This window comes from Pseudomonas sp. SM4, from assembly GCF_051913165.1.
Classification (GTDB): Bacteria; Pseudomonadota; Gammaproteobacteria; order Pseudomonadales; family Pseudomonadaceae; genus Aquipseudomonas.
The window spans coordinates 185,941-205,913 of sequence record NZ_JBODOE010000012.1; the positions used below are offsets into that span (position 1 = coordinate 185,941).

General features: G+C 58.9%; 14 protein-coding genes. 4 read left to right on the top strand and 10 right to left on the bottom strand.

Annotated features, from left to right (window positions below):
- Positions 1–296 precede the first annotated feature (296 nt).
- Entirely contained in the window at positions 297–1,223 is a 927-nt protein-coding gene (locus tag ACQ4MY_RS22210) for a GGDEF domain-containing protein (RefSeq protein WP_008079773.1), read from the top strand.
- Between the two features lie 138 nt (positions 1,224–1,361).
- On the opposite strand, the gene ACQ4MY_RS22215 is transcribed toward ACQ4MY_RS22210, so the two are convergent.
- Positions 1,362–2,123: a TenA family transcriptional regulator gene (locus ACQ4MY_RS22215; protein ID WP_440096479.1), complete on the bottom strand. Its 762-nt coding sequence runs from the start codon at positions 2,121–2,123 to the stop codon at positions 1,362–1,364.
- Between the two features lie 79 nt (positions 2,124–2,202).
- Positions 2,203–4,662, bottom strand: a complete 2,460-nt coding sequence (locus tag ACQ4MY_RS22220; RefSeq protein ID WP_440096480.1) for an EAL domain-containing protein — start codon at positions 4,660–4,662, stop codon at positions 2,203–2,205.
- Positions 4,663–4,839: 177 nt separating this feature from the next.
- On the opposite strand from ACQ4MY_RS22220, the gene ACQ4MY_RS22225 reads away from it, so the two are divergent.
- Entirely contained in the window at positions 4,840–9,351 is a 4,512-nt protein-coding gene (locus ACQ4MY_RS22225; protein WP_440096481.1) for a deaminase domain-containing protein, read from the top strand.
- A 4-nt stretch (positions 9,352–9,355) separates the two neighbouring features.
- On the opposite strand, the gene ACQ4MY_RS22230 is transcribed toward ACQ4MY_RS22225, so the two are convergent.
- From ACQ4MY_RS22230 to ACQ4MY_RS22250, 5 genes are all read right to left on the bottom strand, one after another.
- Entirely contained in the window at positions 9,356–11,173 is a 1,818-nt protein-coding gene (locus ACQ4MY_RS22230; RefSeq protein WP_008079769.1) for an ABC transporter ATP-binding protein, read from the bottom strand.
- Positions 11,166–11,768, bottom strand: coding sequence for a DsbA family protein (locus ACQ4MY_RS22235; RefSeq protein ID WP_177323301.1), 603 nt, complete (start codon positions 11,766–11,768; stop codon positions 11,166–11,168). The genes ACQ4MY_RS22230 and ACQ4MY_RS22235 overlap by 8 nt, the downstream gene beginning before the upstream one ends.
- Before the next feature lie 35 nt (positions 11,769–11,803).
- Positions 11,804–12,745 carry an oxygen-dependent tRNA uridine(34) hydroxylase TrhO gene (trhO, locus tag ACQ4MY_RS22240; RefSeq protein WP_440096482.1) on the bottom strand — a complete coding sequence of 314 codons (942 nt, stop codon included), beginning with the start codon at positions 12,743–12,745 and terminating at the stop codon, positions 11,804–11,806.
- A 296-nt stretch (positions 12,746–13,041) separates the two neighbouring features.
- Entirely contained in the window at positions 13,042–13,341 is a 300-nt protein-coding gene (locus tag ACQ4MY_RS22245; protein ID WP_440096483.1) for a BolA family protein, read from the bottom strand.
- Between the two features lie 12 nt (positions 13,342–13,353).
- Positions 13,354–13,875 (bottom strand): DUF2059 domain-containing protein, encoded by a 522-nt coding sequence (locus tag ACQ4MY_RS22250; RefSeq protein ID WP_008079765.1) that lies wholly within the window; start codon positions 13,873–13,875, stop codon positions 13,354–13,356.
- A 194-nt stretch (positions 13,876–14,069) separates the two neighbouring features.
- Here ACQ4MY_RS22250 and ACQ4MY_RS22255 point away from each other — a divergent pair, with 194 nt between their 5' ends.
- Positions 14,070–15,464 (top strand): class II fumarate hydratase, encoded by a 1,395-nt coding sequence (locus ACQ4MY_RS22255; protein ID WP_158835705.1) that lies wholly within the window; start codon positions 14,070–14,072, stop codon positions 15,462–15,464.
- A 100-nt stretch (positions 15,465–15,564) separates the two neighbouring features.
- Here the strand turns inward: ACQ4MY_RS22255 and ACQ4MY_RS22260 are convergent, their stop codons facing one another.
- On the bottom strand, positions 15,565–16,524 hold the full coding sequence (locus tag ACQ4MY_RS22260; protein ID WP_440096484.1) for a DMT family transporter: 960 nt from the start codon (positions 16,522–16,524) through the stop codon (positions 15,565–15,567).
- A gap of 210 nt (positions 16,525–16,734) precedes the next feature.
- On the opposite strand from ACQ4MY_RS22260, the gene ACQ4MY_RS22265 reads away from it, so the two are divergent.
- Positions 16,735–16,938, top strand: coding sequence for a DUF6316 family protein (locus ACQ4MY_RS22265; RefSeq protein ID WP_440096485.1), 204 nt, complete (start codon positions 16,735–16,737; stop codon positions 16,936–16,938).
- 101 nt (positions 16,939–17,039) lie between these two features.
- Here the strand turns inward: ACQ4MY_RS22265 and ACQ4MY_RS22270 are convergent, their stop codons facing one another.
- On the bottom strand, positions 17,040–18,224 hold the full coding sequence (locus tag ACQ4MY_RS22270) for a thiolase family protein (RefSeq protein WP_008079757.1): 1,185 nt from the start codon (positions 18,222–18,224) through the stop codon (positions 17,040–17,042).
- A gap of 102 nt (positions 18,225–18,326) precedes the next feature.
- Complete coding sequence (gene pap, locus ACQ4MY_RS22275; RefSeq protein WP_158830337.1) at positions 18,327–19,841, bottom strand: polyphosphate:AMP phosphotransferase; 1,515 nt, start codon at positions 19,839–19,841, stop codon at positions 18,327–18,329.
- Positions 19,842–19,973: the final 132 nt, after the last annotated feature.

The window sequence follows — 19,973 nt, forward strand, 5'->3', positions numbered from 1 at the left end:
GCAACAATTGAGTCAATTATCCAGCGCCCTTCTACCCCGAAAGACCACAAGCCATTGAATATAAAGGGTTTTAATAAACCTGAACCGAATGGCACGACTTTCGCTCTAAATTGCCTCAAAGCATGCCGTGTGAAGGCAATGGGGCAAGGCCGATTTCGATAGCTTACTAATCGTCATCAGGCAGACTAAACTTATGCCAAATGTCCTACGGGACTGATGGATCAGTATGACGCGCAGCCCATAGCCGCTCTCACCCAGCCTGTAAGACAGACTTACTGCTTAGGGGCTCACGCCATATGAAATCACCTTCCCAGACCAATGCAATTGACTTCGACAGTGCCAAATTGCAACGCCTGGGTTTCGGTCAGCAGCCGCCACTTCTGGAGCGGCCCGCCAGTCTTGCGCAATTGCGCCAGCAACTGAGCCTGCAACTGCAAACCAGTCTCGAACCACAACGCATCCTCGGTCTGTTTTTCCGCGAAGTTCAGCGTCTGGTGCCGCTGGACGCCTTGAGCTACGTGCACAAGGGCAGCGACCTGCGCCTGGAGTTTGGCGCGCGCGGTCATCACTCCGTCAGTTACAGCCTGAGCCACGAAGGTGAGCACATGGGCGAACTGGTGTTCCGCCGCAATCAGCGTTTCAACGAGCATGAACAAGGCAATCTGGAGTCGCTGCTGTCGTCGTTGCTGTTCCCGATGCGCAACGCCCTGCTCTACCGCGCCGCGACCCAGAGCGCCTTGCGCGATCCGTTGACCGGTGCCGGTAACCGCATTGCCATGGAGCAGACCCTGCAACGCGAGATCGAAATGTCGCGTCGGCACCTGCAACCACTGTCGGTGTTGATGCTCGATATCGATCACTTCAAACGGGTCAACGACAGCCACGGCCACAGCGCCGGCGATGACGTGCTCAAAGCTGTTGCCGCCTCGATCAAGGGCCAACTGCGCAATGTCGACATGGTCTTTCGTTATGGCGGCGAAGAGTTTTTGATTCTGCTGTCGAACACCAGCCGCGAACCGGCAGCGATGGTCGGCGAACGCCTGCGTTACGCGGCGCAGGCGGCGGAATATTACGCCGATGGCCAGTTGATCGAACTGACAGTCAGCCTCGGCTGTTCGACGTTGTTGCCGGGTGAATCGGCGGAGAGCCTGCTGCGCCGTGCGGATAGCGCGCTATATGTGGCCAAACGCGAAGGTCGTAACCGCTTGGCAATGGCGGGCTAAGCCCTCCGGACACCCCCAAATCAAATGTAGGAGCGAGCCTGCTCGCGATGCGATCTGACATTCAACAATGATGTTGACTGACAGTCCGCAATCGCGAGCAGGCTCACTCCTACATTATTTACGCGGTGTCAGCTGTAATCAGCTTTCGACGACAGCCCGGCGTTCACGGCTTACCAGCAAACGCTCGGACGTCTCCAGTTGCATGCAGCGTTCGAGGAACAGGTACATATAGTCGTAGCTCTTGCACACCGCCTGACGCAACTCGGTTTGCAAAGCCATACTCGGGTTCATGCCGGCGAGGGTGCAAATGATCTCCAGCGCTTCCCACGGATGCGCATCGTCGTACTGCGCGTGCATCTTCAGCCACTTCATCGCGCGCTTGCGATCCTCTTCCGGGAACGCGGCGGCGTACACCCCCGTCGAGCAGACCAGTGCAGACCACTCACCGGTCGCGCCTTCGATTGCGTAATTGGTCGCGGCGATGGCGACAATCAGCGAATCGGCGGAACTGGTATGCCAGCACCAATGACTCAAGGCGTGCAGTTCCGGCGGCACTTGCTGCGCCTGCAAGTCTTCCAGGCTGACACCATGGGCGCGACTCCAGTGCAGCCAGTAATCGGCATGATTGAGTTCAACGCGAATATTGCGCATCAGCCAACGCCGCGCCATGTCTTCGCCAGGGTGGCGGGCAAACCTGGTCTTGGTCAGGTTCTGCGCCATGTACAACGCGAACTGCTCAACTACCGGCCAGCCCCCGACCAGATACTGGCGCATGGTTTTGGCGCTGAGCTTGTTATCCCGCATGCGCATATACAACTCATGTTCGACAACCCGGCGCTTGCTCTCGCTGCAATCCTCAATGAGCTGTTGTGCCCAGGCAGGATAACTTGCAGCTTCCATGAGTGGTCCGGTTCGGTTGAATGTGTCGATCACTGTTCGGCTCCTTTTGATTTGTGATTATAAGGATCGGCGAGAGACTTCAACGGAACGTGCCAGGCGCTTTGAATAACAGCGGCTGCGGTCTGGCGGGCCGACTTTGCAAACTGTCACAGGTAAACAATTGCGGACGTTCGATAATATAACCCTGAGCGTAATCAACGCCAATTTCAAGCAATGCCTGCTCGATCTGGGTTGTTTCTACAAACTCGGCAATTGTCTGTTTCCCCATGACATGCCCGATGTGATTGATCACTTCGACCATTGCGCGGTTAATCGGGTCGTCCAGCATATCCTTTACGAAACTCCCGTCGATCTTCAGGAAGTCTACAGGTAAATGTTTCAGATAAGCGAATGAAGACATTCCGGCACAAAAGTCATCCAGCGAGAAGTAACAACCTAAACCTTTGAGTTCATTAATAAAACGTATTGCACTGCCTAAATTTGAAATCGCACTGGTTTCAGTAATTTCAAAACAAATCATTTCAGGCGGTATGGCGTAGTTAACAAACTGCTCACGCAGGAAGTGCAAAAAAGCGTCATCTCCTATAGTAATGCCTGACAGATTAATCGCACACATCGCCAACGGACCTTCATGTTCTTCGGCAATACATTGAGCAATAACCTTAAATACGTTTTGCACTACCCAACGATCTAACTGACTCATCAAACCATAACGTTCAGCGGCCGGAATGAAACTGTCCGGGAGAATCATCCGCCCCGCTTCATCATGCAGACGCAGCAGAATTTCGATGTGCGCACGCTCTCCCCCGGTGGCACCCAACGGCGCAATTTCCTGGGCGTACAGACAAAACCGGTTCTCCTCCAGTGCCATGTGCAAGCGCTGTACCCAGGCCATCTCACCGAAGCGCAACGACAACTCCGAATCGTCGGCGTGGTAGACCTGCACCCGATTACGGCCCTTTTCCTTGGCCATGTAGCAGGCCATGTCGGCGGCACGCAACGACGCTTCGAGGGTGGTCGGCGTCTGGCCGACATGCACCAGGCCGATACTGACGGTGGTCAGAAATGGCCGGCCCTTCCACACGAAATGCAGGTTCTGCACGGTCTGGCGCAGGCTGTCGGCGATCTTCTCGGCCGCCTCCAGCGCACAGTTCTCCAGAAGAATGCCGAATTCGTCACCGCCCAATCGCGCCAAGGTGTCGCCCTCGCGCAAACCGGACTGCAGCAACGCGCAGATATGCCGCAACAGTTCATCGCCGGCGGCATGCCCACAGGTGTCGTTGACCAGTTTGAATTGATCCAGATCGAGAAACATCAACGCATGCCGCCCGCCCTGACGGGTGAGATTGTGCAGCGCCTGCTCCAGGCGATATTCGAACTCACGGCGATTGGCCAACCCGGTCAGCGCATCGTGGGTCGCCTGCCACGACAGGTTGGCAATGTATTGCCGCTCCTGCGTCATGTCGTGCAGCACCAGCACCGTGCCACTGACTTTGCCGGCATTGCGGATCGGTGCGCCCACCAGCGTCACCGATACTGTACTGCCGTCGAGGCGCTGGATCAGTTTCGAATGCTCGCTGCCACCACTGAGTTTGCCACTGAGGATGTGCTCGATCAGTGTCAGCCCTTCGGTCTGCGCGTTGTCGTCGAGCAGGTTGAAGAGCGCCGCCAAGGGCAAACCGGCAGCCTGCTCGGCTTTCCAGTGCGTCATGGCCTCGGCGGCCGGGTTCATGTAATCGATGGCCCCGGCAACGTCAGTGGTGATCACCCCGTCGCCGATCGAATGCAGGGTGACGTGGGCCCGGTCCTTCTCCAGTTGCAGCGCTTCGGCAAAGGCATGGCGCTGCTTGAGCAGCTTGTGCGTGCGCAACAGCGCCAGCACGATCAGCCCCAGCGCCGTGGCAAGGTTGGTCAACAGCAGCAGGCGCAGAATCATCCGCGACCCCTCGCCCAAGGCATCACTGAACGCCTTGGCCGCCGGAGTCACAGCGTCGTTGATGGCAAAAATCTGCGCCTTCCAGCGACGAATTTCCGCCTCGCCCGCCGTGTTGCCAGTGATGCTCCGATGCATCTCCTGAGCCACGTTATCCAGTTCGACCAGATAGGCGTCGCCGACCGTCCAGCGGTCGATGGCGGTTTCCAGATAACTGAAATGACGAAAGTTGAGGTACAGCCAGATCAGGCTGGAAACGTCGTCCGGGTGGTTGCCGCCCTTGAGAATGCCATCGCGGGCAGACGCCAGATCGGGCGGCTGATGATCCAGCGCCACGCGTAGTTGATGCCCGCCCTGAGGCACCGCGATCGCGCTTTGATACTTGAGGAAGATCGCCTCGTCGCGGCTGTCGGCGTAGAGGTTCAGGTAATAGATGGCGTCTTTCTGGCCTTTGGACCACAGACTTTCGCCTGCCACGTAACCGCGAACGGCCGACAGGACATAGAGACTCACACCGCCCAATAACGCCTGAAACAACACGACGGCGATGAATGGCCAGACGATGCCAAGCAACCGTGGCGTTCCGAGAGTCCGCTTTTGCTTCATGGGATCCCTTGTATGGCACTGCCTGACCATCCCTTCCGATCAGACCACCCACCAAGACTAGGAGGCGTTTGCGCTCCCGGCAAGCGGCATAGACGCCGATATATATATGTACCGCCACGCAATCGGGTGAAGCCATGAAACTGGTGACTCTCCTCATTTGCAAAGGCACTGCCGATCATGACGCCCTCACCCATTACACCTTCTCAACAACATATCGCTTTGCTCAACGAATACGATGGACTGCTGGTTCGCTTGAACAGCGTCAAGGAAACGTCCAGCGAGATTGAAGGCTGTTACTACATTCCAGCATCAAATACACCACTGCACCGCGTCCACATGGACGCGCTTTCTTCACTTGCACAGTTGATGAAAAACCCGATCTACCTGGCCACACTGGCGCAGCGGAAGCTGAACGCACGTCGCATGGAAGTCACCATCGAAGGCCAGCGGACGACTTATGAAACCACCAGAATTGGCGGCGGCCATGCGTACCTCGAGCCAGAGGAGTTCCCTCAATTGCGGGGCTTGTTCAGCGCTGTCGAACGGGGAACCAGAGCGCTTGGCGGGAACCTGCGCGCCGACGCCATGTTGCCGATCTGCATTGCCCTGAGTTTTTACGGCGTCCCCCCCGCGCTGTTCAAGCAGCTCGATGCATTGATCCTTTACGTTGAAGAAGCTCGGGCCATTCACCGCCTGAGACTGGGCACCGTTGCTGATATCAACAGTCTTTTCCAGCCAGATGAACATAAGTACGTGGTGGCCGCAGTTGAAAACATAGTGGCCAAGAACGAGACGAGTGCCATCGATTCCCTCGTCAGACAAGCACTGCCTGACGCAACCGTCGAGCAAGTACGCGCCAGCCCAATGCGCAGTCTCGACCGGTTGCTCAATTGCCCCAAGGCCCAGGCATTGGCAGAAGATTTGGTCCAGTGGCTCAACTGGTACGGCGCAAAAGCAGACGAACAGCCGCCGCCCGACATCTCTCCACACCTCGTCGCTGAAGCCTTGCGCCTGTGGTACTCGAGTTCACACGGCCACCAGCCCGGCACCCTCGTGGGGTTTGATCTAAACAGCAGGGAACATCGCGGCAAGAGCTATCAGACATTACGCCGCGACTTCGAAAAGCACTTGAGTGAATACGCGATCGTCCGTGAAACAGAGGCCGAGACTCTGGAACAGGTGTTGGTGGGCCACCTGCTTCTGTCTAAATACTCCAGCGACTTCGCGGTACCGGATGTTCCGCCTGATCTTCCTTACGCCAGCTCGATTGCCTGGGTCAATTTCGTCCACGGCGTCAATCTGGCACAAGCACTTGAGCCAGGCTTGCTGCATCGGTTGAGCTTTCAACAATTGATCGACCTGCCGCTCCGTCAGAGCGAAAACGCCTCGAATGAGCTGATGCAACTGATCGCATTGACCCGCGCCGAACCGGCGCAACGCTGGGCTGCTGCCGCTGCCTTGGGTGATTTGACTGTGGTTTCTATCACCGAAGCGCTGTCAACGCTGGACAACTCGACCCAGGAACTGAGTCAGGCAATCAGCCAACTGAACGCGCAACCTGAGCCAAGACTGGACATTGCAAAAGCTGAAATTGCCCGCGGCTTTCCTCTCAATAAAATGCCCAAAGGTCTGAGGCTTGCGAAAGCCGTCACCGGCAGGAGCAAACGCGCAGTCATCATACTGCCCGACATCAAAGCCTCCGCGTATGAGTTTGCCGAGGTCTACGCTGGAGGCGGGTTCAAACATGGCCAGAAATGGTCGGTGATTCTCGATGGCATACCACGCCAGAACTGGATTGTGCTTTCAAGCGATAACCGCGTTGAGACGGACGAAAAGTGGCGCACCTTTCGCACGTCGGGATTACCAGCGTTCTATAGCGAGTTCCTGCCGGACATCGAGCTCACGTTCAATCAGCGTTTCGAAGGCTATGTGGCGGACAGCAAGAAAGCTTACGCCTGCCTGATCAGACATTTGCTGATATCGCTGCCGTGGGACGAGCGCGAGGCGCTGGCACAGGGTGAAGTACGCATCCATTCCCTCAATCAGATTCTCAACGAGATGTCCTCTCTCACTACAGGCGAAGAAATCCCGCCGTCACGGCAAGCGCGGTTGGGCTTTTTGCTGGAAGCCAAGCCAATAGAGGGCGATTCGCGTTTCTATGAATGCCTGCCGCGTGCCGGCATTATCCGCCGCAGACACGACATCACCGCCGAACACCTCGGGCCAGCCATCAGAAAAACCCTCATATTTAAAGACATGGGGCCGCTTAACGCCCGCACCAACAAGCAGTTGCCCCTTGATTGGCAGGCTTATCACCAAGGAACAGTGCCGCTGGAGGACGCCACGTGCCGAGCGTTCATTTCTCGGCTCGGCTCATTACCCGCACCGCCTGCCGCACATTCCATTCACAGTGGCCTGATACTGAACTCACCTCGCACTCAGAAGATCGCCGCCCTCGTTGCCGAAGTTTTGTTTTATTACAACGTCGACGAACTACGCTCGGTAGCATGGGGAGAAACGGCGTTCGACCGCGATAAGGCGGCCGGCCACTGGCTAGAATCCATCAAGCCTTTCGTGCCGTTCTGGGGCGGTATCGACGACCTGAAATCCGACGATTTTGGTACCCGCTTGCTGGGTGTGGCGGGGCTTGTCGTTGACGTGCTTTCGTTCGCCGTGCCTCTGGGAAAATTTGCTGCGGGTTCTATCCGGCTGGCGGCTACCGCCAGCCGGATCGGTATTCGTTCAGCATTGCCTGCTTTCAGCAAGGTGTCCGGCAAATTGCTCAACGCCACCCTGAAAAATCTCAATCCGCTGGCGGTTGTCTCTGCCAGCCTCAAACTGTCGCGTCAATCGCTGCTGTTGACAGGGCGCGTGCTGTACCGCGCGGGACGCAGCAGTCTTACCGGGGTTCGCACCTTGATAGCCACCACTGCGCACTACGATTTGGTGAAAGGCATTACGCAGGTGACCGATCCGGGCGCCTGGAAACCCTTGGCGCAGGGTGATGACCTGGCCACCTTCAAAGGCATCAATGATGTGCCGGTGCGCAGCATCGCCACACCGGCAGGCAATCGATACTTTCTGATTGAGCCACTCTCGCTCAAGCCTTACGGCCCGCGACTGCTGATGACATCGACGGAGCTGTCGCCGGGGCGCTCCACGTACAATTCGGTGGGCAATGCCGATGGCCATTCGCTGATTGAAATCTCACAGCAATCCCGGGTTCGCGAACTGCTTGAAGCCGACGGCAGGACTACCCTGTTGATCGATGACGTGGCCTATCGCCTGGACGGCGATGTGCTACGCCGCGCAGACTTGATCGACGATAGCCAACGAGTGAAAATGCTGCCTTGCCGGGTGCGACGCGCACCCGGCAACGAGGTCTGCGAAACCCGTTATGTCACCCGCGATCCGGCGCCAACGCCTGCGCCGGGCAGCTTTGATGACAGCAAGGGCTGGGCCACCTGGTTCGGTGACAGCATTTATATACCGGCCGCCGGGCACGCCCCGTTGCGTGCAGCCGATATAGGCCAACACACCAGACTCAACGCCACGATGACATTCCAGAAAGGTATGTATGGGCGGGTCTGCGTCAATCTGCCGAGGCCGGGAGGATCCCTGACTGACACGTTCCAGGTCGGCGCGACGATCAGCCAGGACATGCATGACTCTACGCAGCTCGTGTTCATGCGTTTGAACGCCGGGGGCTTTTACGTCGCCGAACTCGCCAAGGGACAGAGCCTCAAGGATCCGTTGTTGTTCAAGCAGGCCGCCACCCTGTCGGCGCAGCTGCGCCAAGAACTGACGACGGTGTACATCGGCTCGTTGAACGCCAACAACATCGCCCGAATCTATGGCATAACCGCCGTCGAGCGCGCAATGAAAGCCATGGATAAAATCGCCGTGCCGATTGGCGGCCACAGCAACCCGCCCGATACGTTGCGCCGGATCAAAGTCGACACCAGCCCCGGTGAAGCGGTGCTCTTCGACCACTCCACACGAATGATCGTCAGGCACTCCAGTGATGGCGCTGCGACCTGGTCGTTATCCCGCGCCGCGCCGGACAGCGCTCGCGAGACGACCGCGCGGGTGTTCAACGCACTGTTCGAAAAAACCGTGATTACCTTTGACGCGAAGGCAGCCAATGCAAAAGCGCTGAAAATCGATAACACCATGCAGCAACTGCAGTTACTCATCAGCCAGAAAACCAGAAAAAAACTGCACAGCCCGAGAAACATCGCCTTCGCCGAGATCACTACGCAAACGGGGAGTCGAGAGGTGTACGTCAGCGTCTCTGGACAGCAGGGTGATACGGCATTCCTGCCACTGTTTGCCCGTCACCCGGATAACGCTCAGGTCACGCTTGGCAACATCACTTACTTCAACATCGATCATGACCACCGGTTTGCGGCGACTTCACTCAACGTCTCCGCTGCGGGAAAGATCCGTGCGATTCCACACACCATCGACAACATCGAGACCTACACGCCCGCCCTGACGTCACGGCCGACGTCACTGGATACCGAAAGCAAGCTCATCCGGGTGATTCGCGAAAAATACCCGGATGCGAAGACGCTGAATTCGATCACCATTGCCACAACCATGGCGCCGTGCGACTCCTGCGCGGTGGTGATGAAACAATTCGGCTATGACGGCAGCCCGGACGCGATGAACGTGCTCTGGAAGTGAGCACTCAGTGGCGCTGCAAATGCCCGTAAAGCTTGGCGTACAAACCGCCATCGGCGATCAGTTGTTGATGATCGCCGTCTTCGGCCACCTGCCCGCCATCGAACACCAGCACGCGATCGGCCTGCTTCACCGCTGACAAACGGTGGGCAATGATCAGCGTGGTGCGGCCATTGAGGAAGCGCGCCATGGCCTGGTGCAGGTTGTATTCGGTGGCGGCATCGAGGGCCGAGGTGGCTTCGTCGAGGATGACGACTTTCGGCTCGGCGAGGATCATCCGCGCAATTGCCAGGCGTTGGCGCTGACCGCCAGAAAGCCTCACGCCGGAGCGGCCGACGATGCTGTCGAGGCCATCGGGCAAGGCGCGGATAGTCGCCTCCAGTTGGGCAATTTCCAGCGCCTGCCAGCAAGCTTCGTCCGTGCGTGTGCGGCCCATGGTCAGGTTGGCGCGCACGGTGTCGTTGAACAAAGCCGGGTGCTGCAGCACCACCGCGACGTTTTCACGAACCGTATCGAGGCCGATTTCCTGCTGGGTCGAACCGCCGAAGCGGATGGTGCCGGACAGTGGCGTGTACAGACCCAGCAGCAATTGCACTAGGGTACTTTTGCCACCGCCACTGGCGCCAACGATTGCGACTTTCTCACCGGGGGCAATCGACAGATCAAGCTGATCGAGCACCAGTTCATCGCCGTAACCGAAGCTCAAGCCTTGCACCTGAATGCCCACAGTGTCGCGACCCTTGAACGGGTCGACGCCGCCGGGATACTGCGGCTCGTCGGCACGCGCCAGCAACTCGTTGATCCGCGTGAGCGCACCGCCCGCCGCGTAGTAGGCATATTGCAGATTGAGCAGTTGTTCGACCGGGCCGATCATGAACCACAGGTAACTGAACACCGCGAGCATCTGGCCGATCGACAGATCGGAGAACAGCACGGTGAGCATCGCCGCCGCGCGGAAAATATCGATGCCAAACTGGAACAACAAACCACTGGCGCGGTTGGAGGCGTCGGTCTTCCACTGCGAGTTGACCGCGTAATTGCGCACTTCCTGCGCCCGCAGGCCAAGCCTTCCAAGGAAAAAGCCCTGACGGTTGCCTGCGCGAATCTCCTGAATCGCGTCGAGGGTTTCGCTCAGCGCCTGGGTGAAACGCGAGGTGCTGTCGTTCTCCAGTTTCTTCAGGTGCTTGACGCGTTTGCCCAACTGCACCGTGGCGTAGATCACCAGCGGGTTGAACAGCAGAATCAGCAGCGCCAGTTTCCAGTGCATCCACATGAGGATGCTCGCGGTGCCGACCAGCGTCAGCATCGCCACCAGAAAACGGCTGAGGGTTTCGCCGACGAATTTATCGAGGGTATCGAGGTCGGTGACCAGATGCGTGGTCACCGTGCCGCTGCCCAGGCTTTCGTATTCGCCCAGCGAGATGCGCTTGAGGCGTTCGATCAAGCGCACGCGAATGCGATAAACAATGTCCTTGGCCAGCCGTGCGAACAGTCGCGACTGCAACACGCCAAAACACAGTGAGCCGCAGCGCAGGGTCAACGTCACTAACAACATCAGGCCGATATAGCCCGCCGCTTGCTGCCACATGCTGGGCAACACATGGTTCATGACTTTCAACGCAGCATCGCCGTGGCCGAGCAGCACTTCGTCGACGAGCAACGGCAACAGCAACGGAATCGGCACGCTGCACAGCGTCGCCAGAACAGCCACGCCGTTAGCGATCCACAGGGATTTTTTGTGTGTGAGAGCCAGGCGCCGGACTTCTGCCCAGCTCAGCCGGTCGACACGCTTTACGGCTGGCGTGTCATCGGCCAGGTCAGGCACAGGCGGCGCGCTCCAGCCAGCGGCCGAGTAACGGCGACAGTTCGCTGAGCGGTTGATAGCCATTGGTAAGTAAGGCCAGTTGGCCATTGCGTTCGGCGAGCAGGGTCGGGAAACCGGCGATGCCCAGATCCTGCACCCAACTGAAATCGGCCTGAGTGGCTTTGTGTTGATCGGCATGGTCGAACAACGCGGCGAATTCGATGCGTGGCACGCCGGCCTGCTCTGCCAGTTCCACCAGCACACTGGCTTGGGTAACGTCACGACCTTCGGCGTAAAACGCCTGCTGGATCAGTCCGACCAGTGTCCATGCGCAATCCGGCGCCAGGCTGCGCGCAGTGACGATCGCGCGGCAGGCCGGCTCGGTGTCGTAGACAAATCCATCGGGCAACGCGCCGTCGAACTGGAACGGCTGGCCGGTGGCCTCGGTGACCGCTTGCCAGTGTTCGAGAATGTAGCGCCGCGTGGTCGGCTCCAGCGCCGAGCCACTGCCGGTACGCAAACCACCGACCACCAGATGCAGCTCGACCCCGGCTGCCTGCGCCTGCTCCACCAATGCCTTGGCCACTGGAGCAAAACCCCAGCACCACGAACACATCGGGTCCATCACATAGAGCAGGCGTGCAGACATGATTAAGCCTCGGTGGATGCTTGCTTGTAGTTGTAGCCGATCGGGTGCGGCATGTTGCGCGCCTTGGCCAGTTCGATCTGCTTCTGCCGATCGATGGCACTGCGCCGGGTCTTCTCGCTCAGCTTGTCCCAGCAATGCGGGCAACTGATGCCGGCGACGTAATGCTCGCTGGCGCGATCTTCAACACTGACCGGTGTGCGGCAGGCATGACATTGATCGTAGTCGCCTTCGCTGAGGTCGTGGCGCACGGTCACGCGGTTGTCGAACACGAAGCAGTCACCCTGCCACTTGGTTTCTTCCTGCGGCACCTCTTCGAGGTACTTCAGAATGCCACCCTTGAGGTGGTAAACCTCTTCGTAGCCCTCGCTGAGCATGTAGCTCGAGGCTTTCTCGCAGCGAATACCGCCGGTGCAGAACATCGCGACTTTCTTGTGCACGGCCGGGTTGAAGTGTTCTTTGATGTAGTCAGGGAATTCGCGAAAACTGGTGGTTTTCGGATCAATGGCGCCTTCGAAGGTGCCGATCGACACTTCGTAATCGTTGCGCGTATCGATCAACAGCACTTCCGGGTCGCTGATCAACGCGTTCCAGTCTTGCGGATCAACGTAAGTGCCGACCTTTTTGTTCGGGTCGACGCCTTCGACACCGAGGGTGACGATTTCTTTCTTCAGTTTGACTTTAGTGCGATAGAACGGCTGCTCGTCGCAGTACGACTCTTTGTGATCGATGTCGATCATGCGTGGGTCGTTCTTCAGCCAGACGAGCAGGCCGTCGATGCCTTCGCGAGTGCCGGACACCGTGCCATTGATGCCTTCTTCGGCGATCAGCAGGGTGCCTTTGATCTGGTTGTCGACCATCGCTTGCAGCAGTGGCTCGCGCAGGTTGACGTAATCTTCGAGGGTGACGAACTTATACAGTGCCGCCACGACAATCGGTTGTGTCATGGGTATTTCTCCAGGTGGCTACCCTCGCAAAGGGTGAACCGGATTCAAAAAAAAACGCGCCGGGTGAGCGGCGCGTTGCGGATTCTAGCAAAAACACGATGTGTTTTGGATTTACTGAGTCTTCTGTGACAACACAAAACCTGTGGCGAGGGGATTTATCCCCGCTGGGCTGCGAAGCGGCCCCAAACCCTGAGAATGCGGTCTTTCAGGGAGATTGGGTTCTGTGGCTTTTGGGGCTGCTTCGCAACCCAACGGGGATGAATCCCCTCGCCACAAAAATCCCGCCACATCCAAAATCAGTGTTTGCTTCCGCCGGCACAGGTCGGCGACGCCGGGGCGGCGCCGGTCTCTGCCCATTCCTGCGGGGTGTAGGTGTGCAGCGCCAACGCATGGAACTCGCCCATCAGCTCGCCGAGCGTGCCGTAGACTTTCTGGTGGCGCTTGACCCGGTTCAGGCCTTCGAACTGCGCGCTGACCACCACTGCCTTGTAGTGGGTCTGCAACCCGCGACTGTGCATGTGGCTTTCATCCAGCACTTGCAGATGCTCAGGCTGTAACAGGCCCAGCGTGGATTCGATGCGTTGTTGCATGCTCATCACGAACTCCGCTTACGGCTTTTTCTTGGCCGGAGCAGCGCCTTTCGGGGCCAGCTCGTTGGTCATGTCTTCCAGCAGTTTGTTGACTACCGGTACCGCGCTTTCCAGTTTGGCCTGGGTCATCTGGGCCGATTGCTGAGTCAGCTGCGGCATTTTTTCCAGGACTTTTTTACCCAGTGGCGACTGGTAGAACGCGACCAGATCCTTCAGCTCGGATTCGCTAAAGTTGGTGGTGTAGAGCTTGACCATGTCCGGCTTCAGCTTGTTCCAGCCAATGGCCTGGTCCAGGGCGGCGTTGGCCTTGGCCTGGTAGGTTTCCAGCGTGGCTTTCTTGGATTCCGGGGCTTTGGTCTGCTCAAAACGCTGAGCGAACATTTGCTGGACTTGCATGTACACCGGAGTGCCCAGTTTGTCAGCGTGTGCCAGGGTCAGGAAAGCTTCGGCACTGGCGTTGTGGCTGGCGGTATCGGCAAGCACCTGGCCGCTGGCGCAAACCAGTGCAACCGCGGTACAGATGGCACGAAGACGAGTCATCGAGTTTCCTTTTAAGCAAAGCGAGGTAAAACCCCAAGGGCGACCATTCTGCGCCTAAAAAACGCCGCGGCTCAACCCCCCAAGCCTTGCCGCGCTTGATTGACGGGGTTTTACCGGTCAACAATCGATTCGATGGAACCACCCGGGCCGAAGCCGGCCTAAACTGCGCAAACAGACCAACAGGAGTGTGCACGATGAGCCGTATCGAAACCGACAGCCTGGGCCAGATCGAAGTCCCGGACGACGCTTACTGGGGTGCTCAGACGCAACGCTCGCTGATCAACTTCGCCATTGGTCAGGAACGCATGCCGCTGCCGGTACTGCACGCCCTGGCGCTGATCAAGAAAGCCGCCGCCCGGGTCAACGACCGCAACGGCGACCTGCCCGCCGACATCGCCCGCCTGATCGAACAAGCCGCCGACGAAGTCCTCGACGGCCAGCACGACGACCAGTTCCCGTTGGTGGTCTGGCAGACCGGCAGCGGCACCCAAAGCAACATGAACGTCAACGAGGTGATCGCCGGTCGCGCCAACGAACTGGCCGGCAACCCGCGCGGCGGCAAGACGCCGGTGCACCCGAACGATCACGTCAACCGCTCGCAAAGCTCCAACGACTGCTTCCCCACCGCCATGAGCATCGCCACCGCGCAAGCCGTGCAGGAACAGCTGCTGCCGGCGATTGCCGAGCTGTCCGGTGGTCTCGCCGAACTCGCCGCGCGCCATATGAAACTGGTGAAAACCGGGCGCACGCACATGATGGACGCGACGCCGATCACCTTCGGTCAGGAATTGTCGGGTTTTATCGCGCAGCTGGATTACGCCGAACGGGCGATCCGTGCAGCGCTGCCCGCAGTGTGTGAGCTGGCGCAGGGCGGCACCGCCGTCGGCACCGGGCTGAACTCGCCGCACGGTTTCGGTGAAGCGATTGCCGCCGAACTGGCGGCGCTGTCGGGTCTGCCGTTCGTCACCGCACCGAACAAGTTCGCCGCCCTCGCCGGCCACGAACCGCTGACCAGCCTCTCCGGTGCGCTGAAAACCCTCGCCGTGGCGCTGATGAAAATCGCCAACGACTTGCGTCTGCTTGGCTCCGGCCCGCGCGCAGGTTTTGCCGAAGTGCGGCTGCCGGCCAATGAGCCGGGCAGCTCGATCATGCCGGGCAAGGTCAACCCGACCCAGTGCGAAGCGCTGTCGATGCTCGCCTGTCAGGTCCTGGGCAACGACGTGACGATCGGCATTGCCGCCAGTCAGGGTCACTTGCAGTTGAACGTGTACAAACCGGTGATCATCCACAACCTGCTGCAATCGATTCGCTTGCTCGGCGACGGCTGCAGCAACTTCCAGCAGCACTGCATTGCCGGGCTGGAGCCGGACGCTGAAGTCATGGCGCGGCATCTGGAGCGTGGGTTGATGCTGGTGACAGCGCTGAACCCGCACATCGGTTATGACAAATCCGCCGAAATCGCCAAAAAGGCTTATAGCGAGGGGCTGACCTTGCGTGAGGCGGCGTTGGCGCTGGGCTATCTGACCGATGAACAGTTTGATGCGTGGGTGCGGCCGGAGAATATGATTGAGGCTGGGGCCAAGGGCTGAGGTTTGTAGCGCCTGACAGTCAGTCTTCGCGGGCAAGCCTTGCTCCTACGGTTTGATCACCTGTGGGAGCAAGGCTTGCCCGCGAAGAACGATTACGCGGTCAGCCTGCAGCCATCTTCATGCGCCGCGCCTTGAGCCCGGCAATCAATGTTGGCCCCAACGCCACCAGTGCCGAGCCCAACACCACCAACACCGCCCCGCCATAACCCAGCGCGTTGATCTGCTCGGCATGCACGTATTCCGGCCAGACTCCCGCCGCAATCGCCACCGCACCAAACGTCACCAACGGCGTAATCGCCAACGTCGCACTGACCCGCGAGGCCTCCCAGTGCGCCAGCGCTTCGGCAAACGCGCCATAGGCAATCAACGTATTCATGCAGCACGCCAGCAGCAACCAGCCTTGCAACGGGCTCAGTTCCAGCGCCTCGAGCGGATGCACCCACGGCGTCAGCAACAACGCACAGAACAGGTAGATCACCATCATCACCTGTAACGAATTCCACACCGTCAGCAATTGCTTCTGGCCCAACGCGTAAAACGTCCAGACCGTCGACGCCAACAGCACCAGCAACACGCCGGCGGTGTAATCCGACAACGAGGTCAGCAACTCCGCCAGACGCTGATTGAAGAACAGTACAAAACCGATCAGCAGCACCAGCAATCCGATGCCCTGGCCGATGCTGAAACGCTCCTTGAACACAAACAGACTGGCGATCAGCAGCATGATCGGGCCCATCTGCACCACCAGTTGCGCGGTGCCGGGGCTGAGCAGATTAAGGCCCATGAGATAGAGCACGTAGTTACCGACCAGGCCGAGCACCGCCATCAGCACCAGCCAGCCGCCCTTGGGCCCCAGCACTTTACGACTCGGCAGGCGTTTGACCGCGGCCAGATAAATGAACAAGCAGCTGCCGGACACCATCAAGCGAAACCAGGTCACGGTGATCGGGTCCATCACCAGCAGCACCTGTTTGAGCTTGATCGGCAGGATGCCCCACAGAAACGCAGTCAGCAGCGCCAGGAACAATCCGTAGACCCAGCGACCGGATGAAATGTGCATGTGAACCCCAAAACCTGCTGACGAGTGCGCTCATTCTAGGCGTGCCGCCGGGCGCGACACAGGGACAGTTGGGGCCAGGACGCGAATGAAACTGTGCAGGTCGCAGCATTAAATTGACGCGCTGCCGTTGATCGGCTGAGCGGGCGCGCCAAGTGCTTCAGGCATAAGCTGATTGGATCCGTTCCAGCGCAACAGCCAAGGAGACCGATCATGTTAGGAATGCGCGCCCACGACAGCGCCCCCGCCACGCACTTTCGCAGCGACCGCGTGTGTCGGGTCAATGGCGAACTGTTTTTCAGCACTCGGGAAAACACCCTTGAGGGGCCGTTTGAGAGTGCCGAGAAAGCTGAAGTGGAGATAAAAGCTTATATCGCGCGGATGCAGGTACAGGATGCCAACCGGATATCCGGTTGATGCCATCGCGAGCAGGCTCACTCCTACCGGGGAACGTATTCCAATTGTAGGAGTGAGCCTGCTCGCGATAGCGGTAGATCAATCAACAAATCTTTCAGGGCCTAGCGCACCGCCTCAAACAAACCGGTCGCACCCATCCCGCCCCCCACACACATGGTGACGATGCCGTAACGCAAATTACGCCGTTGCAACTCACGCACCAGATGCCCGACCTGCCGCGACCCGGTCATGCCAAACGGGTGACCAATCGAAATCGAGCCACCGTTGACGTTGTACTTGTCGTTATCGATCTCCAGCCGATCACGGCTGTACAGACACTGCGAAGCAAACGCCTCGTTCAGCTCCCACAGATCAATGTCCGCTACCTGCAAACCTTTCGCCTTGAGCAGCTTCGGCACCGAGAACACCGGGCCGATGCCCATCTCGTCCGGCTCGCAGCCGGCCACGGTAAAGCCACGGAAAAAGGCTTTCGGCTTCAGGCCCAATTCCAGCGCTTTTTCCAGGCTCATCACCAGCGTCATCGACGCACCGTCTGAGAGTTGCGACGAGTTGCCCGCCGTCACCGAACCGTCTTCAGCGAACACCGGTTTCAACCCGGCGAGGCTTTCATAAGTGGTGTCCGGACGGTTGCAGTCATCGCGATCAACTACGCCATCGAGAATCTGCACCTCGCCAGTGTTCTTGTCTTCAACGCGATACTTCACCGCCATCGGCACAATTTCATCGTCGAACAACCCGGCCGCCTGCGCTTGCGCAGTGCGGATCTGGCTCTGCAACGCGTAGCGATCCTGCGCCTCACGGCTGACGCCATAACGCCGCGCGACCACTTCGGCAGTCTGGCCCATCGTGTAATAGATGCCCGGCGTCTGTTGTTTGAGCAGCGGGTTGATCAGGTGATCGGTGTTGACGCTTTTCATCGTCAGGCTGATCGACTCGACACCGCCGGCGACGATGATGTCGCTGCAACCCGAGGCAATCTGGTTGGCGGCAATCGCAATCGCCTGCAAGCCAGACGAGCAGAACCGATTGAGGGTCATGCCGGCCGTGCCAGTGCCCAGACGCGAGAGCACCGCGACGTTGCGGCCGATGTTGTAACCCTGCGCGCCCTCGTTGGAACCGGCGCCAACGATGCAATCCTCGACGCTGGCCGGGTCGATGTCATTGCGCGTGAGCAGCGCGTTGACGCAGTGAGCCGCCATGTCATCGGGGCGGGTCTGGTTGAACTTGCCGCGAAAGGATTTGGCCAGGCCAGTCCGCACGCTGTCGACGATCACCACTTCACGCATGGCATACCTCATTGTTGTGGTCGGTTGAGAGTGGACCGAGCATAAGTCCACCCGATTGCCGACCGCGACAATCATTCACCCCGCGTATGCGCGGCCATCGGCTCAGTCCTTGTGCTTCTTGGCATGCTTGTCGGATTTTTCGAAAGCGTCCTCCAGCGCGCGGTTGATCGTGCGCAGCACTTTGACCCGCGCCCAGCGCTTGTCATTGGCTTCGACCAGTGTCCACGGCGCGATTTCGGAACTGGTGCGGTCGACCATATCGCCGACGGCGGCGCGATAGGCATCCCACTTGTCGCGGTTGCGCCAGTCATCTTCGGTGATCTTGAAGCGCTTGAACGGGATCTCTTCGCGCTCCTGGAAGCGCTCCATCTGCGTGTCCTTGTCGATCGCCAGCCAGAACTTGACGACGATCACCCCGGCATCGGCCAGTTGCTCTTCGAAGTCGTTTATTTCCCCATAGGCGCGCAGCCAGTCGGCGGGCGTGCAGAAGCCCTCGATCCGCTCCACCAGCACGCGGCCGTACCACGAGCGGTCGAACACGGTGAACTTGCCGCGCGCCGGAATGTGCCGCCAGAACCGCCACAAGTATGGCTGCGCACGTTCCTCTTCAGTCGGCGCGGCAATCGGCACGATGTTGTACTGACGCGGGTCGAGCGCCGCCGCGACCCGACGGATCGCCCCGCCCTTGCCCGCCGCATCGTTGCCTTCGAACACCGCGACCAGTGCATGGCGACGCATGCGTTTGTCGCGCATCAAGCCCGAGAGCCGCGCCTGTTCGGTGATCAATTGTTCTTCGTAATCTTTCTTGTCGAGGCGCTGGGTCAGGTCAAGGCTGTCGAGCAAATTCAATTGATCGACCGGCGTGCCCAGCGGCGCGGCGCTGACATCGTGAGGATGCACATCCGGACGTTTCAACGCATTTTGCAGACCTTCAAGGAGGATCTTGCCGACCGCCAGGCTACGGTAATGAGCGTCCATGCCTTCAATCACATGCCACGGTGCATAGTCGCGACTGGTGCGGCGCAGCACGCGCTCGCCGTATTTGACGAATTTGTCGTAGGTCTCCGATTGCTGCCAGTCGAGCGGGCTGATGCGCCAACTGTGCAGCGGATCGTCGGCCAACGCTTTGAGTCGCGCCTTCATCTGCTTCTTCGACAGGTGAAACCAGAATTTGAAGATCAACGCGCCTTCGTCACAGAGCATCTTTTCCAGACGTTCGGCTCCGGCAATGGCCTGATCCAGACGCGGGTCCTTGAACAAGCCGTGCACCCGCCCCTGGAGCATCTGGCTGTACCAGTTACCAAAGAAAATCCCCATCCGCCCTTTGGCCGGGAGCATCCGCCAATAACGCCAGGCCGGTGGCCGTGCGAGTTCTTCATCGGTCTGCTGATCGAAGGTGCGCACCTCGATCAGCCGCGGATCCATCCACTCGTTGAGCAACTTGACCGTCTCACCCTTGCCCGCACCTTCGATGCCGTTGATCAAAATGATCACCGGGAAACGTTTTTGCTGCTGCAACTCGAACTGGGCTTCCAGCAGCGCTTCGCGCAATGCCGGGACGGCGGCCTCGTAGGTGTCTTTGTCGATGGCGTGACCGATTTCAGCGGATTCAAACATTGGACGGCTCCTTCCAGGGTTCAGCAAGACTAGCGGATGATGACAACCTCTGAACAGATCGCAGCCTGCGGCAGCTCCTATGTATGGACTCGCCCCATCATTCAACCGGCTTTTGAACACTGTTACCCGATT